A 25,788-nucleotide genomic window follows, 5' to 3' on the forward strand; every position below is an offset into this window, starting at 1 on the left:
CCGATGTTCGCGATACCGCTGGGTGACGGGGCGGAGCTGCGCCCCTTGGAGCCGTGGCAGGCCGAGGAGTTCCTGGCCCATATGGACCGGGCCAGGGACCTGGTCGACGAACACATCCCGCTCGCCCGGGCGGCCTCGGATCTCGACTCGGCGCGGGCGGTGCTCGTGTCGTACGCCAGGAAGCAGGCCGACGACAGCGGCCGGATCTACGGGATCTGGCTGGACTCCACTCTGGTCGGCGGGGTGCTGTTCCGGGTCTTCGACGCCGAAAGCGGCAACTGTGAGGTCGGCTGCTGGCTGGAGCCCGCGGGGACGGGGCGCGGGCTGGTCACGCGCGCCGCGCGGGTGCTGATCGACTGGGCGGTCGAGGAGCGCGGGATACACCGGGTCGAGTGGCGGGTGTCGACCGCGAACACCCCGAGCATCAGGGTCGCGCAGCGGCTCGGGATGACCCGGGAGGGCGTGCTGCGCGAGGGCTATCCCTATGACGGGGTGCGGCAGAGCACCGAGATCTGGTCGGTGCTGGCGCCGGAGTGGCGCGAGCGGAAGCCGAACGCGGGCTGAGCCCGCAGCCTGGGCCCGGCCGTGCCTGCCCGCCGGGCACGGCCGGCCCGCTGAGCTTGGGCTTGGGCCCGGGCTTGGGCACAGGCCTTCCGGGTACGGAACGGTGGAACCCAGGCTGTTCACGGACGTTCCGCCGTTCTCAGGAAGTTCTCAGACGGGGCACCTAGCGTGCGCGGTATGAACCCCACCCCCGAGACCAAGACCCCCGAGCCGGAGACGGCCGAGGCCTCCACCACCGAGGCGACCGAGGTCATATCCGACTCCAGGTCGGAGTCCGAGGCCCCGTCGCTCAAGAAGGCCGATTCCCCGGCCGCCGACGCCACCGATGAGTCCGCCGATGCCGAGGGCGTCCACGACCTGGACGACGACGATCTCGACGATGGCGAGGACGATGGCGACGACGACCTCGCCGCGCACCGCTCGTCCGGTCTCGGTGCCGCCGCCGCGGCCGTCGTCGCGGTCTGCCTGAGCATCATCGCCCTGTCCGGTACCTGGACCGGCCGGGTCGTCGCCGAGCGCGAGACCCTCGTAGGCCAGATCACCATCGGCCAGTCCGCCACCGCGGACCAGCAGATCTCCGAGATCTACGGCGACGCCTGGCACGCCACCGCCGCGGTCAACGGCGTTGTGGCGCTGCTGGCGCTGCTCATCGGAGTGGTCGTGCTGGTCCTGCCCCAGCGCGTCGCCTGGGTACGCCCCTTCGCGCTGGCCGCAGCCATCCTCGGCTTCCTCGGACTGCTGGTCTCGGTCGGTATGTACTTCGATCTCTTCGCGGCCCTGCCGGCTGCTCCGGCTGCTCCGGCCGGCTAAACCCTTAGGGCCTTAGGGCCGCTTACCTTCCCCGGCCCCTTTTCTAAGGTCCTGGGGTCCGCTGAGATGCGGAACTCTCCCGATGCGGCGGTACCCCCTGGGAGTCCAAGGTGGAGGTGTCTTCAAGACATCAGAAACACCTTCGCACCAGGGGGAACCCGATGTTCGAGTACGAACTCCAGAAGATCCGGGTCGCCGAGCTGATCCGCAGTGCCGAGCGCGAGAGGCTCGTACGCGAGGTCCGTGCGGCCCGACGAGAGGCCCGCCGACAGGCCGGCCGACGGGCCGGCCGGACCGCCGAGGACACGGCCCAGGGCCCGGAGGGCCGACAGGACGGGCCCGGCGACCGGTTCGTCCGCGCGGCCTGACGCCATGCGAGCCAGACCCGTCGCGATCACCGGCACCTCGGCCACCGGCGCTCCGGACGTCGGCGCTCCGGTCGCTGGCACCTCGGTCGTCGGCACCTCGGTCACCAGCGCCCCGGTCACCGGCGCCGGGATCGCGGCCGTCCCGGCCGCCCCGATAACGAGTGCCGCGTTGTCAGACCCCTGTGCGATGCTCTGGCCCGTGGAGACCAGGTCCGTCAGCCCGGTGTTCGTCGGCAGGGCCGGCGAGCTGACCGCGCTCACCGAAGCGCTCGCCCGCGCCACCGCGGGCGAGCCCCAGGCGCTGCTCATCGCGGGGGAGGCCGGGGTCGGCAAGACCCGGCTCGTCGAGGAGCTGTGCGCTGTGGCATGCGCCGAGAAGGCGGTCGTCGCGGTCGGCGGATGCGTGGAGATCGGCGCGGACGGGCTGCCGTTCGCGCCCTTCTCCACCGCGCTGCGCTCCCTGCGCCGCCAGTTGCCCGACGAACTGGCGGCGGCCGCCGAGGGCCAGGAGGCCGAGCTGGCCAGGATCCTGCCCGAGCTGGGCCTGCCCGACAGGGGCGCGCTCGGCGAGGACGGCACGGCCAGGCTGTTCGAGCTGACCGCGCGGCTGCTGGAGCGGCTGGCGGCCGATCGTACGGTCGTGCTCGTCCTGGAGGATCTGCACTGGGCGGACGCCTCCACCCGCCATCTCCTCGCGTATCTCTTCCGCGCGCTGCGCCGCGGCAGGCTCGTCGTACTCGCCACCTACCGCGCCGACGACATCCACCGCCGCCATCCGCTGCGCCCGCTCCTCGCCGAGCTGGACCGGCTGCGGTCCGTCCGGCGCATCGAGCTGTCCCGGTTCACCCGGACCGAGGTGCTCCGCCAGCTCACCGGCATCCTCGCCGCCGAACCGGACCCCGCCCTGCTGGACGACATCTTCGAACGCTCCGACGGCAACGCCTTCTTCGTGGAGGAGCTGGCCTGCTCCCTCGGCTGCGGCTCCGGGCTGAGTGACTCGCTGCGCGATCTGCTGCTCGTACGGGTCGAGGCGCTGCCCGAGGACGCTCAGCGGGTCGCCCGTATCGTCGCCGAGGGCGGCACCACCGTCGAGTACCCGCTGCTGCTGGCGGTGGGCCGGCTCGCCGAGGACGACCTGATCGAGGCGCTGCGGGCAGCCGTGGGCGCCAACATCCTGCTGCCCACCGCGGACGGCGACGGCTACCGCTTCCGGCACTCCCTCGTCCGCGAGGCGGTCAGCGACGATCTGCTGCCCGGCGAGCGGTCCCGGCTCAACCGGCGGTACGCGGAGGTGCTGGAGGCCCAGCCCTCGCTCGTACGGGCCGATGAGCGCGCCACCCGGCTGGCCAGCCACTGGTACCACGCGCACGATGTGGCGAAGGCGCTCCCCGCCGTCCTGAAGGCCTCCGTCGAGGCGCGGGAGCGGTATGCCTACTCCGAGCAACTGCGGCTGCTGGAGCGGGCGATGGAGCTGTGGGACGACGCCCCCGAGGCCGTACGGAACACCCTGCGGCCACCGGACGACGCCGACACCGAGGTCTATCCGCTCTGCGCCGCCACCCCGTCCAATCCGCTCACGTATCTGGACCTGATGGCGGAGGCGACGGTCGCCGCCCGGGTCGGTGGCGAGCGCGAACGGGCCCTGGCGATAGCCAAGAAGGCCCTCCGCGCCCTGGACGGGGAGGACGGCGAGGGCGATCCGCTGCGCGCGGCCTGGTTCTGGATCCAGCGCTCCAAGCTGATGCAGGACCTCTCGCGCGGCGACGGCTGGCCGGAACTCGCCATCGCCGAGAAACTCGTACGCGGCCTTCAGCCCTCTGCCGTGCACGCGGAGGTTCTGGCCAGTGTGGCCGCGTGGGGCGCGCTGCACCGGCCGGGGCCCGACAGCCTGGTCGCCGCCAACCGGGCCGTCGAGTACGCCAGGCTGGTCGGCGCCGGGCACACCGAGCTGCACGCCCGGCTCACCCGCGGCTGGCTCACCGCCGACGCCGGGGGAGTGGACGAGGGCATAGCCGAGATGTACGAGGTGCGCGACCGGGCCGACGAGCTGGGCGCGGTCGCGGTCCTGGGCCGCGCCAGCATCAATCTGCCCTCCACCCTGGAGAGCATGGGCCGCTCCGAGGAGGCGGTGGCCGCGGCGGACTGGGGCATAGCCGTCACCCATCAGCGCGGGCTTGCCGACACGGAGGCCTGGGTCCGGGGCAATCAGGCCCAGTCGCTCTACGCCCTGGGCCGCTGGCCCGAGGCGGACGCCGTCCTGGACATCGCGGCCGGGCTCGCCCACTCCGGCAAGGCGCGCGGCATCGTCGCCGTACGCCGCGCGGAGCTGGCCCTGACCCGCGGCGAACTCGACGAGGCGGCGCGGCAGGTGGAGCTGGGCCGCGGTTTCATCGGGACCCATGACCGGCAGCCGCAGCACTTCATCACCCCGGCCCGGGTGATGATCGGTGTCGCCGCCGCGCGGGGCGCCCTGGCCGAGGCCAGGGCCGAGCTGGAGCGGATAACCGAGAATGGCGCAAGCGGCTTCCCGCCGGGCACCCAGCGGTACGCGCTTCCGCTGCTGTGCGCGGCGGCAGCCATGGAGGCGGACGCCAGGGGCCTGCCGGGTGCCGACGCCGGCCGGCCCGCGGTGCTCGCGTCGATACGCGCGCACGGCAAGCGGCTGCCCACGCTCGTACCGGTCTGGCGTGCGTACGGCGTGATGCTGGAGGCCGAGCTGGCCCGCGCGGCGGGCACCGCGGCTCCGGAGACGTGGGCGCGGGTCGTCAAGGCCTTCGAGGAGACCGGGCGCCCCTATGAACTGGCGCTGGCCCGCGGGCGCTTGGCCGCCGCCCTGCTGGACGCGCACGGTGACCGCGCGGAGGCGGCGCGGCTGCTCGTACAGGCCCATGAAACGGCCCTGGGCCTCGGGGCGCGGCCTCTTGCCGAGGACCTCGCGCTGCTCGCGGGCCGGGCCCGTATCAGCCTCTCCGCAGGTCAGGGCGCCGGCACCGCCCAGGCGCCGGACACAGCCGCCGGCCCCGGGCAGGACCCCGCCCGCTCACTGGGCCTCACGCCCCGTGAGCAGGATGTCCTCCGTCTGGTCGCGGCCGGTCACAGCAACCGCGCGATCGCCACCGAGCTGTACATCTCGCCCAAGACCGCGAGCGTCCATGTGTCCAACATCCTGGCCAAGCTGGGTGTCTCGGGCCGTACGGAAGCGGCGGCGCTCTCGCACCGCCTGCGCCTCTTCCCCGACCTGGCGGACGCGCCCAGGAATTCCTGAGGCGCCCGCATTCCTCAGGCCGGTCCTCAGGCCGGTGGCTCAGTCTTCGGATTCCGCCGGGGCCTGCGGCTTTTCCGGGGATTCCACCGGGACCCTGATCGTGACCTTCCCGGAAGCCAGATCTATCGGGCCCCGGCCCGGGTCGTTGTCATCGACATCGACCCGGCTGACTTCCAGCCGCTTGTTCTCGTCATCGGTGTGCTTACGGCCCGGGGCGAAGATCTCCTCGATCATATTGAACACAGACGGTTCACCTCTGACTCCGTGTCGCTACGCGACCTCCAGCAGGAGGATCCTGTCGTCCCCCGGCTTCGGTGTGCCCCGGCCGTCCGTATTGTTCGTCACCAGCCACACCTTGTCGCCGCCCACCGAAAGCACCGTGCGCAGGCGGCCGTACTTTCCCTTCAGGAACGCCTGGGAAGGCGCCGCGGATTCCCGTCCCGCCAGGGGAACCCGCAGCAGCCGCTCACCGCGCAGCGTCGCCAGCCAGATGGATCCCCGCGCATAGGCGATTCCGCTGGGTGACGCCTCACTCGGCGGCCACTCGGCGACCGGATTCGTCAGGCCGGGCCTGTCCGACTTCCCCTCGACCTCGGGCCAGCCGTAATTCTTCCCGGGCTCGATCAGATTCAGCTCGTCCCACTTGTCCTCGCCGAACTCCGAAGCCCACAGCCGCCGCTCGGAGTCCCAGGCCAGGCCCTCCACATTGCGGTGACCGTAGGAATACACAATCGAATCGGCCTCCGGATTCCCATGCACGGGCTGTCCGTCCGGAGTCATCCGGAGGATCTTGCCCGCCAGCGATTTCCGGTCCTGGGCGAGCGCCGCGTCACCGGTCTCGCCCGTGCCCGCATACAGCATCTTGTCCGGTCCGAACGCGATCCGCCCGCCGTTGTGGACGGTCCCCTTCGGAATACCGCGCAGTACGGTGTCCGGCGCGCCCATCTGCAGCCCGGACGGCTTCTTCTCGTCGTAGACCATGCGGGCGATGCGGTTGTCCGATTCGGTGGTGAAGTACGCGTACACGAGATGGTCCGAGGCGTACGTGGGGGAGAGCGCGATCCCCAGCAGCCCGCCCTCGCCCGCCGCCGCGACCCCGGGGACCGTCGAGACAAGGGTCTTCTTCCCGCTGTCCACGTCGATCCGGGTGATCGTCCCCTCGTCGCGCGAGGAGACCAGCAGATCGCCGTCGGGCAGGGCGGCCAGCCCCCAGGGCGAGTTGAGCCCCTCGGCCAGGGTCGACACCACCCTGACCGAGCCCTTCGCGGGCGCGGCCGACGGGCTGGGCGCCCCTTCCCCGGGCGAGGCGGCCGGTTTCGGCGCGGTGCTCAGCCCCGGGACAGGAACGGCACCACCGCCGTCGGAGGAGCAGCCGGTGACCACAAGAAGAGCGGCGGCGGCCCCCACGGCCGTCAGCGCTGAACGATGCACGGTTCCGATCCCTTCGACGACGGCGTCACCCCTGTTCTTACACCGCCGTTCTTACCCCGGCGCGCCGTCCGGGGGGCCAACTGACGGGCCGCGCCCGGCCGATCATGCGGATCCGGCCAATCCGCCGCGCACCGCGCCGCCCGCCGGGAAGCCTGTGACAAGGCCCCCGGGTCTCAGTCCCACGACCCCCGCGCCGGCGGCAGCGCCGCGATCTCCGCCAGATCCCGCGCCGTCAGCTCCACCCCCGCCGCCCCCGCGTTCTCCACCGCCCACCGCTCCCGTTTCGTCCCCGGCAGCGGCACCACATGCCGCCCCCGGCTCAGCACCCACGCCAGCGCCACCTGCGCCGGAGTCGCCCCGTGCCGCTCCGCTGTCCGCCGCAGCCCGGCCACCAGCGGCTGGTTCGCGGCCATCATCTCCGCCGTGAACCGGGGATGCCGGGCCCGCAGATCGTCCGGTTCGAACCCCTGCCCGGGGGTGAGCGTGCCCGTGAGGAAACCATTGCCCAGCGGCATCGCCGCCAGAAAACCGATGCCTCGCGCCTCGCACCACGGCAGCAGCCGCTCCAGCGCCTCCGGCGACCACACCGACAGCTCCGCCTCCACCGCGCTCACCGGAAACACCTGCTGCACCCGCTCCAGCTGCCGGATCGTCGCCTCGTGCAGATGCGCGCCGGATCTGCGCCGGGACGCGCGCGCACCCACCGCGCACAGCCCCAGCGCCCGCACCTTCCCGGCGCTCACCAGCTCCGCCATCGCGCCCCAGGTCTCCTCGACCGGGATCTCGGGATCGGCGCGGTGCAACTGGTACAGATCGATCACATCGGTCTGGAGCCGGCGCAGCGAGGCGTCGCAGGCCCGCCGCACATAACCGGGGCTGCCATTGGCGACGATGTGCTGATCGCCCACCAGCAGCCCGCACTTGGTCGAGACGAAGGCGTCCGCGCGCCGCTGCCCCAGCACCCGCCCCAGCAGCAGCTCATTGGTGAACGGACCGTACATGTCCGCCGTGTCGAGCAGGGTCGTACCGGCGTCCAGCGCCGCGTGCACCGTACGGAACGAGCGGTCGCCGCGCTGCTGCGAGCCGGTGTACGCCCAGTGCATCGGCATACAGCCGAGCCCGACGGCTCCCACTTCCAGCGCCGCCGCACCGATTGTCCTGCGCTCCAACGCCGTACCCCTCCCTGTGCCCTCCTCAAGCTAACCGCATCGTCGCGCACGCTTCGCATAGCCTCCTGACCATGACTTCAGACGTGTGGATCCCGTTTCCGGCCGACGAATTCGAAGGGCTGCCACCGGGGCTCAGCCACCGCTTCTGGGACGGCGCCCAGGACTTCCCCGGCGACCCGGCCGACTGCGTCTTCTACGTCGTGCCGTACATGAAGGGCCCCGAAGTCGCGATACGGCCGCTCGCCGCGATGACCTCCGTACGCGTCGTACAGACCCTCTCCGCCGGGACCGACCATGTGGCCCCCGGCCTCGGCTCACTGCCCGCCGGAGTCCGCCTCTGCAACGCCAAGGGCGTTCACGAGGCCAGCACTTCGGAACTCACCCTCGCCCTGATCCTCGCCTCCCTGCGCGGGATCCCCGGCTTCGTCCGGGGCCAGGAGCGCGAGGAGTGGCGCTCCGGCTTCTATCCCGCGCTCGCCGACAAATCCGTACTGATCGTGGGGTACGGATCGATCGGCGCCGCCATCGAGGACCGGCTCGCGCCCTTCGAGTGCGCGCGGGTGGCGCGCGTCGCGCGCTCCGCACGCACTACGGAGCGCGGGGCGGTGCACGCGTTCACCGAACTGCCCGCGCTGCTCCCCGAAGCCGATGTGGTGATTCTCTCGACCCCGCTCACCGAGGGGACAAAAGGCCTGGCCGGAGCCGGTTTCCTGGCCCGGATGAAGGACGGCGCGCTGCTGGTGAACGTCGCGCGCGGGCCGGTCGTCGACACCAAGGCGCTGCTCGCGGAGGTGGAGAGCGGAAGGATCACGGCCGCCCTCGACGTCACCGATCCGGAACCCCTCCCCGCGGGCCATCCCCTCTGGCATGCTCCGGGTGTCCTCATCAGCCCCCATGTCGGCGGATCCACCTCGGCCTTCCTGCCGCGTGCCAAGCGTCTCCTGGCCGAGCAGCTCACCCGGTTCGCCGCCGGGGACGAGCCGCTCAACACCGTCCTCATCACCGGATGAGCCCCCGCCCAAGGACCCCGTAAGCGGAAGGACCCCGGAACCGGCCCTACCGGTCTTCGGCCACTCTTCGCAGCCGTACGGACACCCTCGTGGCCGACAACAGACCAGGTCGTCACGGAGAGTAGAAGAACTATGTCCCTGAGTGACGAGACTGGTGTATCGTCCCGATCTGGGGGCCGCGCCACGCCTGGCACGGCGCGGCGGAGCGATCAGAATCCGAGGGGGGCGACGGGCGATGCACGGCCGATGGACCAGCGATCCGACGCGGCAGGGACGCCGTCGGCGGCCTCCGGACATCCCGGCGAAGCGGCCGGCCCCGGTCCCGCCGGCGGTGACGGCGACGACTTCTGGGGCGATCCGGTGAGCGCCGAGGGCGTGGTCATCGGCCGGCGGACGGTCCCCGGCAGCGGTACGGGGCTGCTCGCCCAGCTCCTCCTCGCCCTGATCTGCGGAGGGTACGCGGCCGGGGCCGCGCTCGGCTGGGGCTCGGAGAAACTGGCCCTGTTCATGGGCGATTTCGGGCTGAGTCTCGCCGCCATGATCGCCGCCGTCTCCTGCTTCTTCTACGCACGAGGGCGCGACGGCCGGTTCCGGCCCGCCTGGCTGCTGTTCTCGTTCTCCTCGCTGATGGCCTCCGGCGGGAACGCGGTCTGGGGGTGGTACGAAGTTGTGCTCGACGAGCCCGTGCCCAGCCCCTCCCTCGCCGATCTCTTCTTCCTCTGCTTCGCGCCGCCCGCCATCGTGGGCCTGCTCGTCCTCGCCAAACGCCCGGTCAGCAGAGCCGGCTGGGTCTGCCTGGCGCTGGACTCCTGGCTGATCGGCGGCTCGCTGCTCACCCTCTCCTGGAGCCTCGCCCTCGCGCGTACCACCCAGGTCAGGGACGGCGAGAGCGTCACCCAGGCCGCGCTCTCCCTCGCGTACCCCCTGCTTGACATCGTGCTTGTCAGCATGGTCCTCGCGCTGCACTTCCGCCGGGCCACGGGCAGCCGCTCCGCGGTGAACACCGCGATCGCCGCGCTCGCCCTGACCGTGCTGTGCGACGCCCTGTTCACCTCCCCGCTGCTGCGGGAGACCTACCGCTCGGGGCAGCTCCTGGACGCCGGCTGGTTCGCCGGCTCGCTGCTCCTCGCCTACGCGCCCTGGGGGGTGCGCAGGATCCCGGAGAACGCGCCGCATCCCCGCCAGAGCCGCAGCAGCCGCCACTCCGGCCACCCGATCGCGGGCTCGCTGGCCGCGATCACCCCGTATCTCGCCGCGGCCGTCTGCACCCTGGGGATCCTGTACAACGTCATCGAGGGCCGCCAGGTCGACCGGGTCGTGGTCCTCACCGGCTGTACGGTCGTGCTCGCCCTGGTCGTACGGCAGGGCATCATGCTCGTCGACAACATCGCGCTCACCCATGAACTGGCCGAGAAGGAGAACCACTTCCGCTCCCTGGTCCAGGGCTCCAGCGATGTGATCATGATCGCCGCGCCCTCCGGGATACTGCGCTATGTCAGCCCCGCCGCCTCGGGGGTGTACGGACGCGAGGCCGAGGACCTGGTCGGCGCGGAACTCGCCTCGATCATCCACCCGGACGACCTGGGCAGGGTCGTGCACGAAGTGCGCCGGTTCCTGGCCGCTCCGCCCTCGGAGGAGCCCACGACCCGGATCGAGTGCCGCTTCAGGTCCGGGGTCGGCGACTGGCTCAATGTCGAGTCCACGGTCAACCGCCACGAGGGCGGGCTGATCTTCAACAGCCGGGACGTCACCGAACGGGTGCGCCTCCAGGCCCAGTTGCAGCACAACGCCGAGCACGACCCGCTCACCGACCTGCCCAACCGCGCCCTGTTCACCGAGCGCGTCCGCCAGGCCCTGGCCGGCCGCCGTACGACCGACGCGGGCACCGCCGTGCTCTTCATCGACCTCGACGGCTTCAAGGGCGTCAACGACCGGCTGGGCCATCAGGCGGGGGACGAGCTGCTGATCCTCGCCGCCCACCGGCTCCAGGAGTCGGTACGGGCCGGGGACACCGCGGCCCGGCTCGGCGGCGACGAGTTCGCGGCCATCGTCCTCGGAGACGGCGACCCCGACCGGACCGCCCGCCAGTACCAGGTCCATGAGATCGCCGACCGGCTCCGCCTCAAGCTCTCCCAGCCGTACCGCATCGACGGCAACGATGTCCGGGTCGCCGCCTCCATCGGGGTCGCCTTCGCCGAACCGGGCATAACCCCAACCGATCTGATGCGCAACGCCGACCTCGCGATGTACCGCGCCAAGGCCGGCGGCAAGGACCGTGTCGAGCTGTACGCGCCGCAGATGCAGGCCGATGTGGTCCGCAGGACCGAGCTGGCCGCCCGGCTGCGCACCGCTCTGCACGACGGCGAGTTCGCCCTGGTCCACCAGCCGGTGGTGCATCTCGCCAGCGGCCGGGTCTCCTTCGTCGCCGCCCAGGCCCGCTGGCGGTCGGCCCAGGGGATACTGTTCACCCCCGCCGAGTTCCTGCGTGTCGCCGACGACAACGACCGCACCGCGGAACTCAGCCGCTGGCTGCTCGAAGAGGCCGTCGCCCAGGCCGCCGACCGCACCAGGGCCGGGCTCTCCGTGCCGGTGGCCGTCCGGCTCCCGGCCCGCAGGCTGCTCGACAGATCCATGCCGCTCGGCTCCATCGAGACCCTGCTGACCCGCCATCGGCTCCCTTCCGGAGCCCTGGTGATCGAGCTGGCCGACACCGATCCGCGCGCCTCCCTGGACGAGCTGGAGCGCCGCCTCGTGGCGCTGCGCCGGCTCGGCGTACGGATCGCGCTCGACGGCTTCGGCAGCGGCTACGCGGCGATAAACGCCCTGCGCAGGCTCCCCCTCGACGTACTGAAACTGGACCGCGGACTGGTGGAGGGCGTCGTGGAGTCCGCCCGGCTGCACAAGATCACCGCCGGGCTGCTGCGGATCGCCGGCGACCTGGGCATGCAGTCGGTCGCGGACGGCATCGACGTCCCCGAGCAGGTGCTCGCCCTGCGCGCCATGGGATGCACCCATGGGCAGGGCATGGCCTTCTCCGGACCGCTCGACGAGTACCGGCTCCGCCGCACCCTGGGGGCGGGCCCGTACAAGCTCCCCAGCGGTGGCGCGCTGCCCGTCCTAACTGGCAGCGCCCTGCCCGTACGGCACACCCGGCAGCAGGTCTCCGACCGGATCCCCCGACCCCTCGATCCGCTCAAATAATGAGACTCCCGTCCCACCCGCTTGACAGCCGGGGCGCGCCGGAGGGAGGGTCTGAGCCATGCGCACCCGAATCCTCGTACTTGGAAAGCGCGTCGGCTGAAGCAGAGCCCCTCACCCGCTCTGCAGACCGCACCGACGCGCTCCCCTCGCTTGCCTCACGGCACGAGGGGTTTTTTGTTGCACCGGCACACCGCAAACCTCGCGAAACCCTCACGCGATGACCCTCAGCTTCGAGAAGAGAATGCCGATGACCGAGCAGGCCACCGGGGCCCACCATCCGCAGCCGCGGGCCCGTAACGGCGGATCGACGCCCTCCAACGTTGAGCACGTCACGGGCGCGCAGTCCCTGATCCGTTCTCTTGAGGAAGTGGGCGCCGACACGGTATTCGGCATCCCCGGCGGCGCGATCCTGCCGGCCTACGACCCGATGATGGACTCCACCCGGGTCCGGCACGTCCTTGTCCGCCATGAGCAGGGCGCGGGCCACGCGGCCACCGGATACGCCCAGGCCACCGGCCGGGTCGGGGTCTGCATGGCCACCTCCGGCCCCGGCGCCACCAATCTCGTCACCCCGATCGCCGACGCCCACATGGACTCCGTGCCGCTGGTCGCGATCACCGGCCAGGTCGCCAGCAAGGCCATCGGTACGGACGCCTTCCAGGAGGCGGACATCTGCGGCATCACCATGCCGATCACCAAGCACAACTTCCTGGTCACCAAGGCCGAGGACATCCCGCGCACCATCGCGGAGGCCTTCCACATCGCCTCGACCGGACGCCCCGGACCCGTCCTCGTCGACATCGCCAAGGACGCCCTCCAGGCCCGTACGACCTTCTCCTGGCCGCCCACCCAGGACCTGCCCGGCTACCGCCCGGTGACCAAGCCGCACGCCAAGCAGATCCGCGAGGCCGCCAAGCTGATCACCCAGGCCAAACGGCCGGTGCTCTATGTCGGCGGCGGTGTCATCAAGGCCGGCGCGACCGCCGAGCTGAAGGTCCTCGCCGAGCTGACCGGCGCCCCCGTCACCACCACCCTGATGGCGCTGGGCTCCTTCCCCGACAGCCACCCGCTGCATGTGGGCATGCCCGGTATGCACGGCTCGGTCACCGCCGTCACCGCGCTCCAGAAGGCCGACCTGATCATCGCCCTCGGCGCCCGCTTCGACGACCGGGTCACCGGCAGGCTCGACAGCTTCGCGCCGTACGCCAAGATCGTCCACGCCGATATCGACCCGGCCGAGATCGGCAAGAACCGCGCCGCCGATGTGCCGATCGTCGGGGACGCCCGGGAGGTCCTCGCCGATCTGGTGCAGGCCGTCCAGGCCGAGCACACCGCGGGCAACGTCGGCGACTACAGCGCCTGGTGGACCGACCTCAACCGCTGGCGCGAGACCTACCCCCTCGGCTACGACCAGCCCGAGGACGGCAGCCTCTCCCCGCAGCAGGTCATCGAGCGCATCGGCCGGCTCGCCCCGCCGGACACCATCTACGCCGCGGGCGTCGGCCAGCACCAGATGTGGGCCGCGCACTTCATCCAGTACGAGAAGCCCGCCACCTGGCTGAACTCGGGCGGCGCCGGGACCATGGGGTACGCCGTCCCGGCCGCCATGGGCGCCAAGGCCGGACAGCCGGACCGTACCGTCTGGGCGATCGACGGCGACGGCTGCTTCCAGATGACCAACCAGGAACTGACCACCTGCGCGGTCAACAACATCCCGATCAAGGTCGCGATCATCAACAACGGCGCGCTGGGCATGGTCCGCCAGTGGCAGACCCTCTTCTACAACCAGCGCTACTCGAACACGGTGCTCCACTCGGGCGAGGACACGAACGGCGGCCCCAGCGGCGGCACCCGCGTCCCCGACTTCGTGAAGCTCTCCGAGGCCATGGGGTGTGTCGCGATGCGCTGCGAGTCGCCCGCCGAGCTGGACGCGGTGATCGCCAAGGCGAACGCGATCAACGACCGGCCCGTCGTGGTCGACTTCATCGTCCACGAGGACGCCCAGGTGTGGCCGATGGTCGCCGCTGGGACCTCGAACGACGAGGTCATGGCGGCCCTGGGCGTCCGCCCCGACTTCGGCGACAGCGCCGACGACTGAGCCGCGGCACGCGAGCCCCGGAACCCGCGAGCCCGAGAAAACGAGAGCCCGAGAGAAGAGACCCACACATGACCAGGCACACGCTCTCCGTCCTGGTGGAGAACACCCCCGGCATCCTCGCCAGGATCGCCGCCCTGTTCTCCCGCCGCGGCTTCAACATCGACTCCCTCGCCGTCGGAGTCACCGAACACCCCGACATCTCCCGCATCACCATCGTGGTCAATGTCGAGGAACTGCCCCTGGAGCAGGTGACGAAGCAGCTCAACAAGCTGGTGAACGTCCTGAAGATCGTCGAACTCGAGCCCGGCGCCGCGATCCAGCGCGAGCTCGTCCTGGTGAAGGTCCGCGCCGACAACGAGACCCGCTCCCAGATCGTCGAGATCGTCCAGCTCTTCCGCGCCAAGACCGTGGATGTCTCGCCCGAGGCCGTCACGATCGAGGCCACCGGATCGAGTGACAAGCTCGACGCCATGCTCAAGATGCTGGAGCAGTTCGGCATCAAGGAGCTGGTGCAGTCCGGGACGATCGCCATAGGGCGTGGCGCGCGGTCCATCACGGACCGCAGCCTGCGCGCGCTCGACCGCAGCGCGTAGACCGCCCTGCCGCCCCTGACCGGGGAGCCGGGACCGTATGGCGAGACCGGACACCCGCCCCCGCCCGCCCCGCCGTACGGTGGGACGCAAGCTGCGAATTCACAGAAGTGCACACCAAGGAGAAGACCCAGTGGCCGAGCTGTTCTACGACGACGATGCCGACCTGTCCATCATCCAGAACCGCAAGGTCGCGGTCATCGGTTACGGCAGCCAGGGCCACGCCCACGCGCTGTCGCTCCGTGACTCGGGTGTCGACGTCCGGGTCGGCCTGCACGAGGGCTCGAAGTCCAAGGCCAAGGCCGAGGAGCAGGGCCTGCGCGTGGTGACGCCCGCCGAGGCCGCCGCCGAGGCCGACGTGATCATGATCCTGGTGCCGGACCCGATCCAGGCCGAGGTGTACGAGAAGTCCATCAAGGACAACCTCGACGACGGCGACGCCATCTTCTTCGGCCACGGCCTGAACATCCGCTACGGCTTCATCAAGCCCCCGGCGCATGTCGATGTCGCGATGGTCGCGCCCAAGGGCCCCGGCCACCTGGTCCGCCGCCAGTACGAGGAGGGCCGCGGCGTTCCGTGTATCGCGGCCGTCGAGCAGGACCCCTCCGGCGGCGCCTTCGCGCTGGCCCTCTCGTACGCGAAGGCCATCGGCGGCACCCGCGCTGGCGTTATCAAGACAACCTTCAAGGAGGAGACCGAGACCGACCTGTTCGGTGAGCAGGCCGTGCTCTGCGGCGGTACGGCCGCGCTGGTCAAGGCTGGCTTCGAGACGCTGACCGAGGCCGGCTACCAGCCGGAGATCGCGTACTTCGAGTGCCTCCACGAGCTGAAGCTGATCGTGGACCTGATGTACGAGGGCGGCCTGGAGAAGATGCGCTGGTCGGTCTCCGAGACCGCCGAGTGGGGCGACTACGTCAGCGGCCCGCGGATCATCAACGACCAGACCAAGGCCGAGATGAAGAAGATCCTGGCCGAGATCCAGGACGGCTCGTTCGCCCAGAACTGGATGGACGAGTACCACGGCGGTCTGAAGAAGTACAACGAGTACAAGAAGGCCGACAGCGACAGCCTGCTGGCGACCACCGGCGCCGAGCTGCGCAAGCTGATGAGCTGGGTCGACAACGACGACGCGTGACATTCACGGGGCGGTTCCGGTCGTCTTCGGTCCTCCTTCCGGAAGACCGGCCGACGGCCGGGGCCGCCCCGTACGCACGTATGAGTGATCCTGCTGCTCGGGAGGATCACGCGCCCCGTGACAGCACTACACTGCACAGCACATACGCGTCAGGCCCACAATGTCGTGCGTCTTCCACGCGGCTAGGACCTGTCCGTCATGCCGACCGGGCGTGCCCTAGGACCCCTCCACCGCCTGCGGCCGTCGGGACGGCCGTCCGCAATGGGACTTGTGAGGACTCACGTGAGCTCGAAACCTGTCGTACTCATCGCCGAAGAGCTTTCGCCCGCCACCGTCGACGCGCTCGGTCCGGACTTCGAGATCCGGCACTGCAATGGCGCCGACCGTGCGGAGCTGCTGCCCGCCATCGCCGATGTGGACGCCATTCTGGTCCGTTCCGCGACCAAGGTCGACGCCGAGGCGGTGGCCGCGGCCGCGAAGCTCAAGGTCGTCGCCCGGGCCGGGGTCGGCCTGGACAATGTGGATGTCGCCGCCGCCACCAAGGCCGGCGTGATGGTGGTGAACGCGCCGACGTCCAATATCGTCACCGCCGCCGAGCTGGCCTGCGGTCTGCTGGTCGCCACCGCCCGCAATATCCCGCAGGCCAACTCCGCCCTGAAGAACGGCGAGTGGAAGCGCTCCAAGTACACGGGCGTCGAGCTGAGCGAGAAGACCCTCGGTGTGGTCGGTCTGGGCCGGATCGGCGTGCTGGTCGCCCAGCGCATGTCCGCCTTCGGTATGAAGATCGTCGCGTACGACCCCTATGTGCAGCCCGCCCGCGCCGCCCAGATGGGTGTCAAGCTGCTGACGCTCGACGAACTGCTCGAAGTGTCGGACTTCATCACCGTCCATCTGCCGAAGACCCCCGAGACTCTGGGTCTGATCGGCGACGAGGCGCTGCACAAGGTCAAGCCGACGGTACGGATCGTGAACGCCGCGCGCGGCGGGATCGTGGACGAGGAGGCGCTGGCCTCCGCCCTCAAGGAGGGCCGCGTCGCGGGCGCCGGTCTTGATGTGTACGCGAAGGAGCCCTGCACGGACTCCCCGCTCTTCCAGTTCGACCAGGTCGTCTGCACCCCGCACCTCGGCGCGTCCACCGACGAGGCGCAGGAGAAGGCGGGTATCGCGGTCGCCAGGTCCGTACGGCTCGCGCTCGCCGGCGAGCTGGTGCCGGACGCGGTGAATGTGCAGGGAGGCGTCATCGCCGAGGACGTACGCCCGGGGCTGCCGCTCGCCGAGAAGCTGGGCCGTATCTTCACCGCGCTGGCGGGCGAGGTCGCGGTACGGCTCGATGTCGAGGTGTACGGCGAGATCACCCAGCACGATGTGAAGGTGCTCGAACTGTCCGCGCTGAAGGGCGTGTTCGAGGATGTCGTCGCCGAGACGGTGTCGTATGTGAACGCGCCGCTGTTCGCGCAGGAGCGCGGTGTGGAGGTGCGGCTCACCACGTCGAGCGAGTCGCCCAACCACCGCAATGTGGTCACGGTGCGCGGCACGCTCGCGGACGGCGAGGAGGTCTCGGTCTCCGGCACGCTGGCGGGCCCCAAGCACCTCCAGAAGATCGTCGCGATCGGGGAGTACGACATCGATCTGGCGCTGGCGGACCACATGATCGTGATGCGGTACGAGGACCGCCCCGGGGTGGTCGGCACGGTCGGCCGGATCCTGGGCGAGGCCGGGCAGAACATCGCGGGGATGCAGGTCTCGCGGGCCGAGGAGGGCGGCGAGGCGCTGGTCGTGCTGACGGTCGACGACACCGTACCGCCGGCTGTGCTCGCGGAGATCGCGCAGGAGATCGGGGCGGCTTCGGCGCGCTCGGTGAATCTGGCGGACTGAGCGGGTCTGTCGCGGGGCTGAGTTGAGGGGTTGAAGGGGGAAGGGCCCGGTATTTGCCGGGCCCTTCGTGTTTTCCGGGTGCTGTGCGGTCAGCGAGTGCCGTGCGGTCAGTGTGTTGGCGTCGGTTCTGGCGCTTCCGCTTGCGCTGTGGCGCTCGGGACGGCCGTACGGAGCAGGGTGGCGGCCAGTACGGCGGCGGCGATCAGCAGCAGTGCCCCGCCGGCCGAGGCGATCCGCATCCCGTGCACAAAGGCTTCGCGGGCCAGTTCGAGCACCGATTCCCCTGCTTTTCCCGGCAGTTGGGCCGCCACCACCGTGGCCCCGCCCAGCGTCTCCCGTACGGTCTCCAGCGCGTCGGCCGACAGTCCGGCGGGGGTGGAGTCCGCGAGGTCCTGCCGGTAGACCGCCGTACCGAGGCTGCCCAGGACCGCCATGCCCAGCGCGCCGCCGAACTCCTGGCCAGTCTCCAGCAGTGAGGCGGCCGAACCGGCCTTCTCCGCGGGCGCGGCGGTCAGCGCCATGTCCGAGACCAGTGTCATCACGACGACGATGCCACAGCCCAGGAGCTCGGCGCCGCTCAGGACGAGCCGGAGCGAGTCCGTACCGGCCAGCGCGATGAGGGCGAACCCGGCCGCGCCGATGAGGAATCCGGCCGCGATGACCTGCGTCCGGCCGGCCTTCACGGCGATCGCGGCGCCGGCCGGTGCGGCGGCGCCGACGACGAGCGAAGGGGCCAGGCTCCACAGCGCGGCCTCCAGGGAGTCCATGCCGAGGACGGACTGGAGGTACTGGGTGGTGAAGTAGGCAGAGCCCATCATGGCGAAGGTGGCGAGGGTGTTGAGGACGATCCCGTAGCCGAAGACCCCGCCCCGGCCTCTCCCTTGTGTCTTTCCCCGGCCCCGGTTCATTCCTCGGCCCAGGCCCTTGCCTCCGCCCTCGTCTCCGTCCCCGTCCTCGGCCCCGCTTCGGAACAGCGCGCGGCTGATCATCGCGTCGTCCCGGCCGCGCTGACGCCGTACGAACAGCGCCCCCACCACGAACCCCGCCGCCACGCACAGCACCCCCGCCGTGGTGAGGCCGTCGGCGGCGATCTGCTTCAGCCCGTACACCAGCGGCAGGACGGCCCCCATGGACAGGGGCACGCTCAGCAGGTCGTACCGGCCGGGCGCCGGATCCTTGAACTCCGGTACCAGCAGCGGTGCCAGGACCAGCAGCAGCGCCATCGCGGGCACATTGATCAGAAAGACCGAGCCCCACCAGAAGTGCTCCAGCAGGAACCCGCCCAGCACCGAGCCGAGCGCGATCCCGCCGGCCATGGCGCCCGACCAGATTCCGATCGCGCGGGTGCGTTGCGTGTCGTCGCGGAACATGTTGCGCACCAGCGCCATCGTCGACGGCATCAGGGTGGCCCCGCCGATCCCGAGCAGCGCCCGTGCGGCGATGAGCATCTCGGCGCTCTGCGCGTATGCCGCGCCGACCGAGGCGATACCGAAGGCGGCGGCGCCGATGAGCAGCAGCCTCCGGCGGCCGATGCGGTCGCCGAGCGAGCCCATGGTGATCAGCAGCCCGGCCAGGGCGAAGGCGTAGATGTCGAAGATCCACAACTGCTGGGTGCTGCTCGGGTCCAGCTCCCTGCTGATGGCCGGGATCGCGAAGTAGAGGACGGAGACATCCATCGAGACGAGGAGGAGCGGCAGGAGGAGGACGACGAACGCGGTCCATTCGCGGCGGCCGACGCGCGGGGCTGCGGCGGGCGTGGGGGCGGAGCTGGGCGTGGGATGCGTCATGGACAGGACTGTACGGACGTCATAAACGCTTGTCTAGTACGAATGTGTAGTACGCCTGTGTGGGACATCTGTGTGTGACGCCTGTGTGGGACGTTCGTCTGTGACGGGCGTATGCACGCGCGCTAGGCTGCCGCTCATGGGACACCGTGAGGATCTGCTCGAAGGCGCCAAGCGCTGCCTGCTGGAGAAGGGGTACGCCAGGACCACGGCCCGGGACATCGTGGCCGCGTCCGGCACCAATCTGGCCTCCATCGGCTACCACTACGGTTCGAAGGAGGCCCTGCTCAACCAGGCCGTTCTCGCGGTGACGGAGGACTGGGGCGACTCGATCGACCAGGAACGGGCGGGGGAGCCCCTGCCCGACGAACCGCTGGAACGCTTCCGTGAGCTGTGGGAGCGGATCGTCGGTACGTTCGAGGCGAGCAGACCGCTGTGGAGGCTCCAGTTCGAGATCATTTCCCGTCTCGACCAGGAACCCGAACTGAAGGCGGCCCTGGCCGGCGCCCAGATCGAGGGCCGCACCGGTCTCGCGGAGAGCTTCCAGGGCGCGGACGTCAAGGACGACCCGGAGAAGACCCGGGTGGTCGGCATCGTCTACCACGCGATGCTGGTGGGCGTCATGGCCCAGTGCCTGATCGACCCGGAAACGGCCCCCAGCGCACAGGACCTGACGGACGGTCTGCGGGCGATCATGGGTGACGGCTGACCACGGCCGGCCGCCGGGCGACGGCTGTTCCCCGGCGGCCGTACGGGACGAGGTGGCTGACGGGCCTCAGCGGTCCGTGGCGCTCAGGTGGTACGTCGTGTCGACCCAGAAGCCTTCCACTGTGCTCGCCTTGATCTCCAGGACGTACTGGCCCGGAGCCAGGGGCGCGATGCCCGCCCAGATACCCCACCCGTCGCGAGGGGTCAGTGCCGCCCAGAACGGCTTGGCGGTGAACTCCCGCAGGGGGAGCGGGGCGCCGTTGAGATACGCCTCGGCCCGCGCGACCGCCAAAGTCAGCGGCTTCCGCGAAGTCTGCCGGAGATACTGGACGTTGAGAACGGGGAAGAAGACCGGCCGGTCGGTGGGCACCTCACACCGGCGCTCCACCCGGCCGCCGTAGGTCCCGGCGAGGAACCAGAGATCTTTCGGCTGCTTCCAGCCGGCGTGCTCGCCGGTCCGGTCCAGGACCGGGCTGCGCCTCCTAGGAGCCGACAGCGCCCACTTCCACCAGCGGGCCGACAGCACCCCGCCCTCCTCGTCGGTCAGCGACCATGATCTGTCCCCCGCCGTCGCGTCGTTCATATGTGTCCCCTCCCTGAACGGCCCTCCGGCCGTGCTCACTTGAACGAACAGACCTTACGAGGGCGTCAGAGGCGGGCGGCTTTGAGGGCCATGTGGAGGAGGAGGCGGTCCTCGCCGGAGTCGAGGTCGAGGCCGGTGAGCTGTTCGATGCGGGAGAGGCGGTAGTAGAGGGTCTGGCGGTGGATGCCGAGGGCGGCGGCGGTACGGCCGGCCTGGCCCGCGTGGTCCAGGAACTCCTCGGCGGTGTGGGCGAGTTCGGTATGGGCCGGGGTGAGGAGCGGGCGGACGGCGGGGTCGGGGGCGGCGGGGAGGGCGGTGAGCAGGCGGTACGGGCCGATCGAGGCCCATTCGGCGACCGGCCCGAACCGGGGCTGGGCGCGGGCCGCCCGGGCCGCCGCGACCGCCTCCCGCCAGGCGTCGGCCAGCCCGCCCAGCCCCTGGCGCGGCACGGCCACGCCTGCGGCGACCGCCGGCCCGGCCCCCTCGCAGAGGCGCGCGACGGCGGCGAGCACAGCGGCAAGCGCGTCCCCCGACCGAAGCCGCACCAGCAGCGCGACAGCTTCCGCGCCGCCCTCGGCCCACTCGGAGCCCGCGCCGAACGCCGCTGCGCGGGCGGCTGAACCGACGGTCTCCGGACCGGCGTGCTCCCGGCCGGCTCGCCCGTCCGCCACCGCCCGCCCCGTCGGCCTGCCCGCGGGGACCGGCCCGGCCGGACCGGCGATCGCCGCCCGTTCGGTCGGCCCGTCCGCAGGCGCTGGTTCGCCGGGTGCCGAGTGGGCTCGTGCGTCTGCGGCGGTGCGCCGGGCTCCGGCGCCGCTCGTCGCCGGGTGCGGCGGTCCGTCGTGCTCCGAGCCCGAGGGCATACGGCCCATCGGCTCGGCCGCGCGCGGTACGTCGTTCTGTGCGGGCGCGGACGCGTGGCCGGAGGGCGCGGTGTCGTGGAGTCCGTACGTACGGTCAGTTCCGCCGCCCACAGAGCCCTGCACGCGACCGGACCCATCGCCCGGCCCGCTGCCCGCCGGTGCCGCCCCGCCCCACCCCCCGTACGCCACCCCGCACACCGCCGCCGTGCCCGGGACCGCTCGTAGCGCCGGGGTCTCGTTCCGCCACGGGGCCACGCACAGCAGGACATGCAGGCCTTCCGCGCTCGGGCCCAAGGTGGTGCGGAGGGTCGTCAGGGCCATGTCGCGCTGCCAGCCGCGTTCCGCCGTCAGCGCCGCGTGGAGTTCGCGGGACAGGTCCGCGCCCGCCTTCGCCTCCTCCGCCAGCAGGTCGCCTATCCGGGCCGTCACCTCCATGGCCGCCGCCAGCCGGGCATCGCTGGGTCCAGGATCGGAGTCGTCGAGGAGCCAGACGTACCCGAGGACCCCGCCCCGGTGCCGTACGGGCAGACAGATCCGGCCACGGTAGACACCCGCGTCCGGAGCCGCGGGAATACGGACCGGACCCCGCGCCCGGGTGATGCCGAAGCCCTCGAACCACGCGCGCACCGCCGGTGTCGACTTCCGGGTCAGGATCGAGCGCGTCCTGACCGGGTCCATCGCCGAGTCGTCGTCACTGTCGTGCGCGCCGAAGGCGATCAGCCCGAAATCCCGGTTCTCCAGCGTCGCGGGCACGCCGAGCAGCGCCGTGATCTCGTCGACCAGTTCCTGGTAATCGCCCTTCATCCAGCCATTCTCGCACCGCCTTCAGACAGATGTCTGAGATCCCGGCCACGGATGCGTGACACCTGTCGATGGTCGACGATCGGGACGATCCGTAAATTTCACAGTGGCTCTCCGTGACCCGCCATACCGCGCCGGCCCCCGAAAGCCCGCCGTCTCCACCCTCGATCTCACCGTGCCACCGTGGAGGTGCCCAGTGCTGGGTCCCGTGATCCTTGCCGCGTCGCGCAGCGACAGAATGCGCCGTGTCGTCTCGGCGGCTCCGGTCACCAAGCCCGTGGTGAACCGTTTCATCGCAGGTGAGTCCATCGAGGAGACCGCCCCCGTCGTGGAAGCGATGGCCGCCCGCGGCCTGGAGGTCACCCTCGATGTCCTCGGCGAGGACATCACCGACCCGGCCGCGGCCCTGCTCGCCCGTGACGCCTATCTCCGTCTGATCGAGGCCCTCACCCCCCTCGAACTGGGCCCCCGCGCCGAGATGTCCGTCAAGCTCTCCTCCTTCGGCCAGGCACTCCCCGGCGGGCACGACCTCGCCCTCAAGAACATCACCGCCGTCGTCGAGGCCGCCGCCGAGATCGGCACCACGGTCACCCTCGACATGGAGGACCACACCACCGTCGACTCGACGCTCGCCATCCACGCCGAGCTGCGCGAACGCTTTCCCGAGACCGGCGCGGTCGTCCAGTCGTACCTCTTCCGCACCGAGGACGACTGCCGCGCGCTCGCCGCCGCCGGTTCGCGCGTACGCCTGGTCAAGGGCGCCTACAAGGAGCCCGCTTCCGTCGCGTACCAGGACAAGGCCGAGGTCGACAGGGCGTACGTCCGGTGTCTGGGGATCCTGATGAACGGCTCCGGCTACCCCATGGCCGGCACCCACGACCCGCGCCTCATCGCGATCACCCAGGATCTCGCGCACCGCGCCGGACGTAAGCTCGATGAGTACGAGTTCCAGATGCTGTACGGCATCCGCGAGGCCGAGCAGAACCGGCTGGCGGCCGAGGGACACCGGATACGGGTCTACATCGCGTACGGCACCGACTGGTACGGATATTTCATGCGCCGCCTCGCCGAGCGCCCCGCCAACCTCGCGTTCTTCCTGCGCTCGCTGGTCAGCCGCGGCTAGGGCGCCGAATCGCGCGCCCGGACCGCCCACCCGCCCCCGACTGACCCACTGATGAAGGAGATTCGGCAACCATGGACGCTGTGACCCGTGTTCCCGCGCCGGTCAACGAGCCGGTGCACAGCTACGCGCCCGGCTCGCCCGAGCGCGCCCGGCTCGAAGTCAAGCTCAAGGAGCTGGCCGAGAACCCCGTCGACCTGCCGATGACCATCGGCGGCGAGAAGCGGATGGGCGGCGGCGAGCGCGTCGATGTCGTACAGCCGCACAACCACCGGGCCGTGCTCGGTACGTTCGCGGGCGCCACCCAGCAGGACGCCAAGGACGCGATCGACGCCGCGCTCGCCGCCGCCCCCGGCTGGCGCGCGATGGCCTTCGACGACCGCGCCGCGATCATCCTGCGCGCGGCCGAACTGCTGGCGGGCCCCTGGCGCGAGACGCTCGCCGCCGCCACCATGCTCGGCCAGTCCAAGACCGCCCAGCAGGCCGAGATCGACACGCCCTGCGAGCTGATCGACTTCTGGCGGTTCAATGTCGCATACGCCCGTGACCTGCTCGCCGAGCAGCCGGTGGCCAACTCGCCGGGTGTCTGGAACCGGCTCGACCACCGCCCGCTCGAAGGGTTCGTCTACGCGATCACGCCCTTCAACTTCACCGCGATCGCGGGCAATCTGCCCACCGCGCCCGCGCTGATGGGCAATGTCGTGGTCTGGAAGCCGTCCCCGACGCAGACGCTGGCCGCCGTGCTGCTGATGGAGCTGCTGGAGGAGGCCGGGCTGCCGAAGGGCGTCATCAATCTGGTGACGGGCGACGGCATCGCAGTCTCCGAGGTGGCCCTGGCCCACCCGGACCTGGCCGGTATCCACTTCACCGGCTCGACCAGGACGTTCCAGCACCTGTGGAAGACGGTCGGCGCCAACATCGAGAAGTACCACTCGTACCCGAGGATCGTCGGCGAGACCGGCGGCAAGGACTTCGTGGTCGCCCACCCGAGCGCCGACCGTGCCGTCCTCAAGACCGCGCTGACCAGGGGCTCCTTCGAGTACCAGGGCCAGAAGTGCTCGGCGTCCTCGCGCGCGTACATTCCCGCGTCGATCTGGAACGACGGCTTCAAGGAGGAGTTCGCCGCCGAGACCGACGGGATCGCCATGGGCGATGTCACCGATCTGTCCAACTTCATCGGCGCCGTCATCGACGAGCGTGCCTTCGCCAAGAGCAAGGCGGCGATCGACCGCGCGGCCGCGGACCCGACGTGCACGATCGTCGCGGGCGGTACGTACGACGACTCGGTCGGCTATTTCGTACGGCCGACGGTGATCGAGTGCGGCGACCCGGAGAACGAGGTCTTCACGACCGAGTACTTCGGCCCGATCCTCGCGGTGCATGTGTACGACGACGCGGAGTACGAGTCGGTGCTCGCGCAGATGGAGTCGGTGAGCGCGTACGCCCTGACCGGCTCGGTCATCGCGAACGACCGGGCGGCGGCGGCCGACGCGATGGAGAAGCTGCGGTACGCGGCCGGGAACTTCTACATCAACGACAAGTCGACGGGCGCGGTGGTCGGGCAGCAGCCGTTCGGCGGCGGGCGCGCTTCCGGTACGAACGACAAGGCGGGGGCGCCGCAGAACCTGATGCGGTGGACGCTGACGCGCTCGATCAAGGAGACGCTGGTGCCGCCGACGGACTACCGCTACCCGCACATGGGCTGATTGCCGCTGCCCGCACATGGGCTGAGGCCTGAGGTCCGGCGCTTCTGGCGCCGGCTGCCCGGCTTCCGCCCCACAGACCCGCCCCCGTACCGGCTCCCCCTTCCGGTACGGGGGCGATCCACGTCCGCCGGCCCCGCCCTGCGAGAGTGGCGCGTATGACGGAGCCCTTGCGTACAGCGCACACCTTCGAACTGGACCCGGCCGACCTCGCCGGGATCCGCGCCCTGATGGACGAGGCGTTCCGGGGCGGATTCACCGACGAGGACTGGGATCACGGACTCGGCGGCGTCCACGCGTACGTACGCGAACCGGACGGTACGTTCCTCGCGCACGGCAGCGTGATCCAGCGGCGGGTGCTGTACGGGGGCCGCTCGTACCGCGTCGGTTTCGTCGAGGCCGTGGCGGTACGGCCCGACCACCATCGGCAGGGACTCGGCGGCCGGGTCATGGCCGCCCTGGAGCGCGTGATCGACGGAGCGTACGAGCTGGGAGCGCTCTCGGCCTCGGACGACGGCGAGCGGCTGTACCGCGCGAGGGGCTGGCACCAGTGGCAGGGCACGATCGAAACCCTGGCCCCGGGCGGCGTGGTGCGCCTTCCGGAAGAGGAGGGCTCCGCGTTCCTGTGGCCGGCCGCGGGGCGTCCGCTGCCCGGCCCGGCGGGGGCGCTGGTCTTCGACTGGCGTGAGGGGGACGTGCTCTGACGCTTT

General features: G+C 70.9%; 20 protein-coding genes. 14 read left to right on the forward strand and 6 right to left on the reverse strand.

The genetic code is table 11. The features are described from left to right. Positions 1–3 precede the first annotated feature (3 nt). From ACFU9P_RS15410 to ACFU9P_RS15425, 4 genes are all read left to right on the forward strand, one after another. Positions 4–564, forward strand: a complete 561-nt coding sequence (locus tag ACFU9P_RS15410) for a GNAT family N-acetyltransferase (RefSeq protein WP_384080656.1) — start codon at positions 4–6, stop codon at positions 562–564. A 177-nt stretch (positions 565–741) separates the two neighbouring features. Next, positions 742–1,374: a hypothetical protein gene (locus ACFU9P_RS15415; protein ID WP_384080659.1), complete on the forward strand. Its 633-nt coding sequence runs from the start codon at positions 742–744 to the stop codon at positions 1,372–1,374. A gap of 161 nt (positions 1,375–1,535) precedes the next feature. Next, entirely contained in the window at positions 1,536–1,742 is a 207-nt protein-coding gene (locus ACFU9P_RS15420) for a hypothetical protein (RefSeq protein WP_384080662.1), read from the forward strand. 187 nt (positions 1,743–1,929) lie between these two features. After that, positions 1,930–5,007 carry an AAA family ATPase gene (locus ACFU9P_RS15425; protein WP_384081026.1) on the forward strand — a complete coding sequence of 1,026 codons (3,078 nt, stop codon included), beginning with the start codon at positions 1,930–1,932 and terminating at the stop codon, positions 5,005–5,007. 39 nt (positions 5,008–5,046) lie between these two features. Here the strand turns inward: ACFU9P_RS15425 and ACFU9P_RS15430 are convergent, their stop codons facing one another. From ACFU9P_RS15430 to ACFU9P_RS15440, 3 genes are all read right to left on the reverse strand, one after another. Next, complete coding sequence (locus tag ACFU9P_RS15430; RefSeq protein ID WP_376372033.1) at positions 5,047–5,241, reverse strand: DUF6191 domain-containing protein; 195 nt, start codon at positions 5,239–5,241, stop codon at positions 5,047–5,049. A gap of 36 nt (positions 5,242–5,277) precedes the next feature. Further along, positions 5,278–6,438: a PQQ-dependent sugar dehydrogenase gene (locus tag ACFU9P_RS15435; RefSeq protein WP_384080664.1), complete on the reverse strand. Its 1,161-nt coding sequence runs from the start codon at positions 6,436–6,438 to the stop codon at positions 5,278–5,280. Between the two features lie 173 nt (positions 6,439–6,611). Further along, complete coding sequence (locus ACFU9P_RS15440) at positions 6,612–7,607, reverse strand: aldo/keto reductase (RefSeq protein WP_384080666.1); 996 nt, start codon at positions 7,605–7,607, stop codon at positions 6,612–6,614. A gap of 71 nt (positions 7,608–7,678) precedes the next feature. On the opposite strand from ACFU9P_RS15440, the gene ACFU9P_RS15445 reads away from it, so the two are divergent. The 6 genes from ACFU9P_RS15445 to serA all read left to right on the forward strand — a co-directional run bounded on the left by ACFU9P_RS15445 (position 7,679) and on the right by serA (position 17,516). Next, positions 7,679–8,617, forward strand: a complete 939-nt coding sequence (locus ACFU9P_RS15445) for a 2-hydroxyacid dehydrogenase (protein ID WP_384080669.1) — start codon at positions 7,679–7,681, stop codon at positions 8,615–8,617. 246 nt (positions 8,618–8,863) lie between these two features. After that, a complete protein-coding gene (locus ACFU9P_RS15450) occupies positions 8,864–11,818 on the forward strand; it encodes a putative bifunctional diguanylate cyclase/phosphodiesterase (protein ID WP_384080673.1) in 2,955 nt (984 codons plus the stop codon). 241 nt (positions 11,819–12,059) lie between these two features. Then, a complete protein-coding gene (locus ACFU9P_RS15455) occupies positions 12,060–13,916 on the forward strand; it encodes an acetolactate synthase large subunit (protein WP_376372031.1) in 1,857 nt (618 codons plus the stop codon). Positions 13,917–13,984: 68 nt separating this feature from the next. Then, the gene (gene ilvN, locus ACFU9P_RS15460) at positions 13,985–14,509 is read left to right on the forward strand and encodes an acetolactate synthase small subunit (RefSeq protein WP_066945691.1); all 525 of its coding nucleotides are present in this window, start codon (positions 13,985–13,987) and stop codon (positions 14,507–14,509) included. A 37-nt stretch (positions 14,510–14,546) separates the two neighbouring features. Further along, positions 14,547–15,641 carry a ketol-acid reductoisomerase gene (ilvC, locus tag ACFU9P_RS15465; RefSeq protein ID WP_376371518.1) on the forward strand — a complete coding sequence of 365 codons (1,095 nt, stop codon included), beginning with the start codon at positions 14,547–14,549 and terminating at the stop codon, positions 15,639–15,641. A gap of 282 nt (positions 15,642–15,923) precedes the next feature. Continuing rightward, complete coding sequence (serA, locus tag ACFU9P_RS15470) at positions 15,924–17,516, forward strand: phosphoglycerate dehydrogenase (RefSeq protein WP_046494390.1); 1,593 nt, start codon at positions 15,924–15,926, stop codon at positions 17,514–17,516. A 107-nt stretch (positions 17,517–17,623) separates the two neighbouring features. On the opposite strand, the gene ACFU9P_RS15475 is transcribed toward serA, so the two are convergent. Then, complete coding sequence (locus tag ACFU9P_RS15475; protein ID WP_384080678.1) at positions 17,624–19,303, reverse strand: MFS transporter; 1,680 nt, start codon at positions 19,301–19,303, stop codon at positions 17,624–17,626. 136 nt (positions 19,304–19,439) lie between these two features. On the opposite strand from ACFU9P_RS15475, the gene ACFU9P_RS15480 reads away from it, so the two are divergent. Continuing rightward, complete coding sequence (locus ACFU9P_RS15480; RefSeq protein WP_384080681.1) at positions 19,440–20,009, forward strand: TetR/AcrR family transcriptional regulator; 570 nt, start codon at positions 19,440–19,442, stop codon at positions 20,007–20,009. A gap of 66 nt (positions 20,010–20,075) precedes the next feature. Here the strand turns inward: ACFU9P_RS15480 and ACFU9P_RS15485 are convergent, their stop codons facing one another. After that, positions 20,076–20,591 (reverse strand): hypothetical protein, encoded by a 516-nt coding sequence (locus tag ACFU9P_RS15485; protein WP_384080684.1) that lies wholly within the window; start codon positions 20,589–20,591, stop codon positions 20,076–20,078. A gap of 65 nt (positions 20,592–20,656) precedes the next feature. Continuing rightward, a complete protein-coding gene (locus ACFU9P_RS15490; protein WP_384080687.1) occupies positions 20,657–22,258 on the reverse strand; it encodes a helix-turn-helix domain-containing protein in 1,602 nt (533 codons plus the stop codon). 193 nt (positions 22,259–22,451) lie between these two features. On the opposite strand from ACFU9P_RS15490, the gene ACFU9P_RS15495 reads away from it, so the two are divergent. From ACFU9P_RS15495 to ACFU9P_RS15505, 3 genes are all read left to right on the forward strand, one after another. Further along, positions 22,452–23,378 (forward strand): proline dehydrogenase family protein, encoded by a 927-nt coding sequence (locus ACFU9P_RS15495; RefSeq protein ID WP_376371503.1) that lies wholly within the window; start codon positions 22,452–22,454, stop codon positions 23,376–23,378. 71 nt (positions 23,379–23,449) lie between these two features. Beyond that, positions 23,450–25,081, forward strand: a complete 1,632-nt coding sequence (gene pruA, locus ACFU9P_RS15500; RefSeq protein ID WP_384080691.1) for an L-glutamate gamma-semialdehyde dehydrogenase — start codon at positions 23,450–23,452, stop codon at positions 25,079–25,081. 155 nt (positions 25,082–25,236) lie between these two features. Continuing rightward, positions 25,237–25,782, forward strand: coding sequence for a GNAT family N-acetyltransferase (locus ACFU9P_RS15505; RefSeq protein WP_384080694.1), 546 nt, complete (start codon positions 25,237–25,239; stop codon positions 25,780–25,782). Positions 25,783–25,788 lie beyond the last annotated feature (6 nt).

This window comes from Streptomyces sp. NPDC057617, assembly GCF_042800555.1.
Taxonomy (GTDB): Bacteria; Actinomycetota; Actinomycetes; order Streptomycetales; family Streptomycetaceae; genus Streptomyces.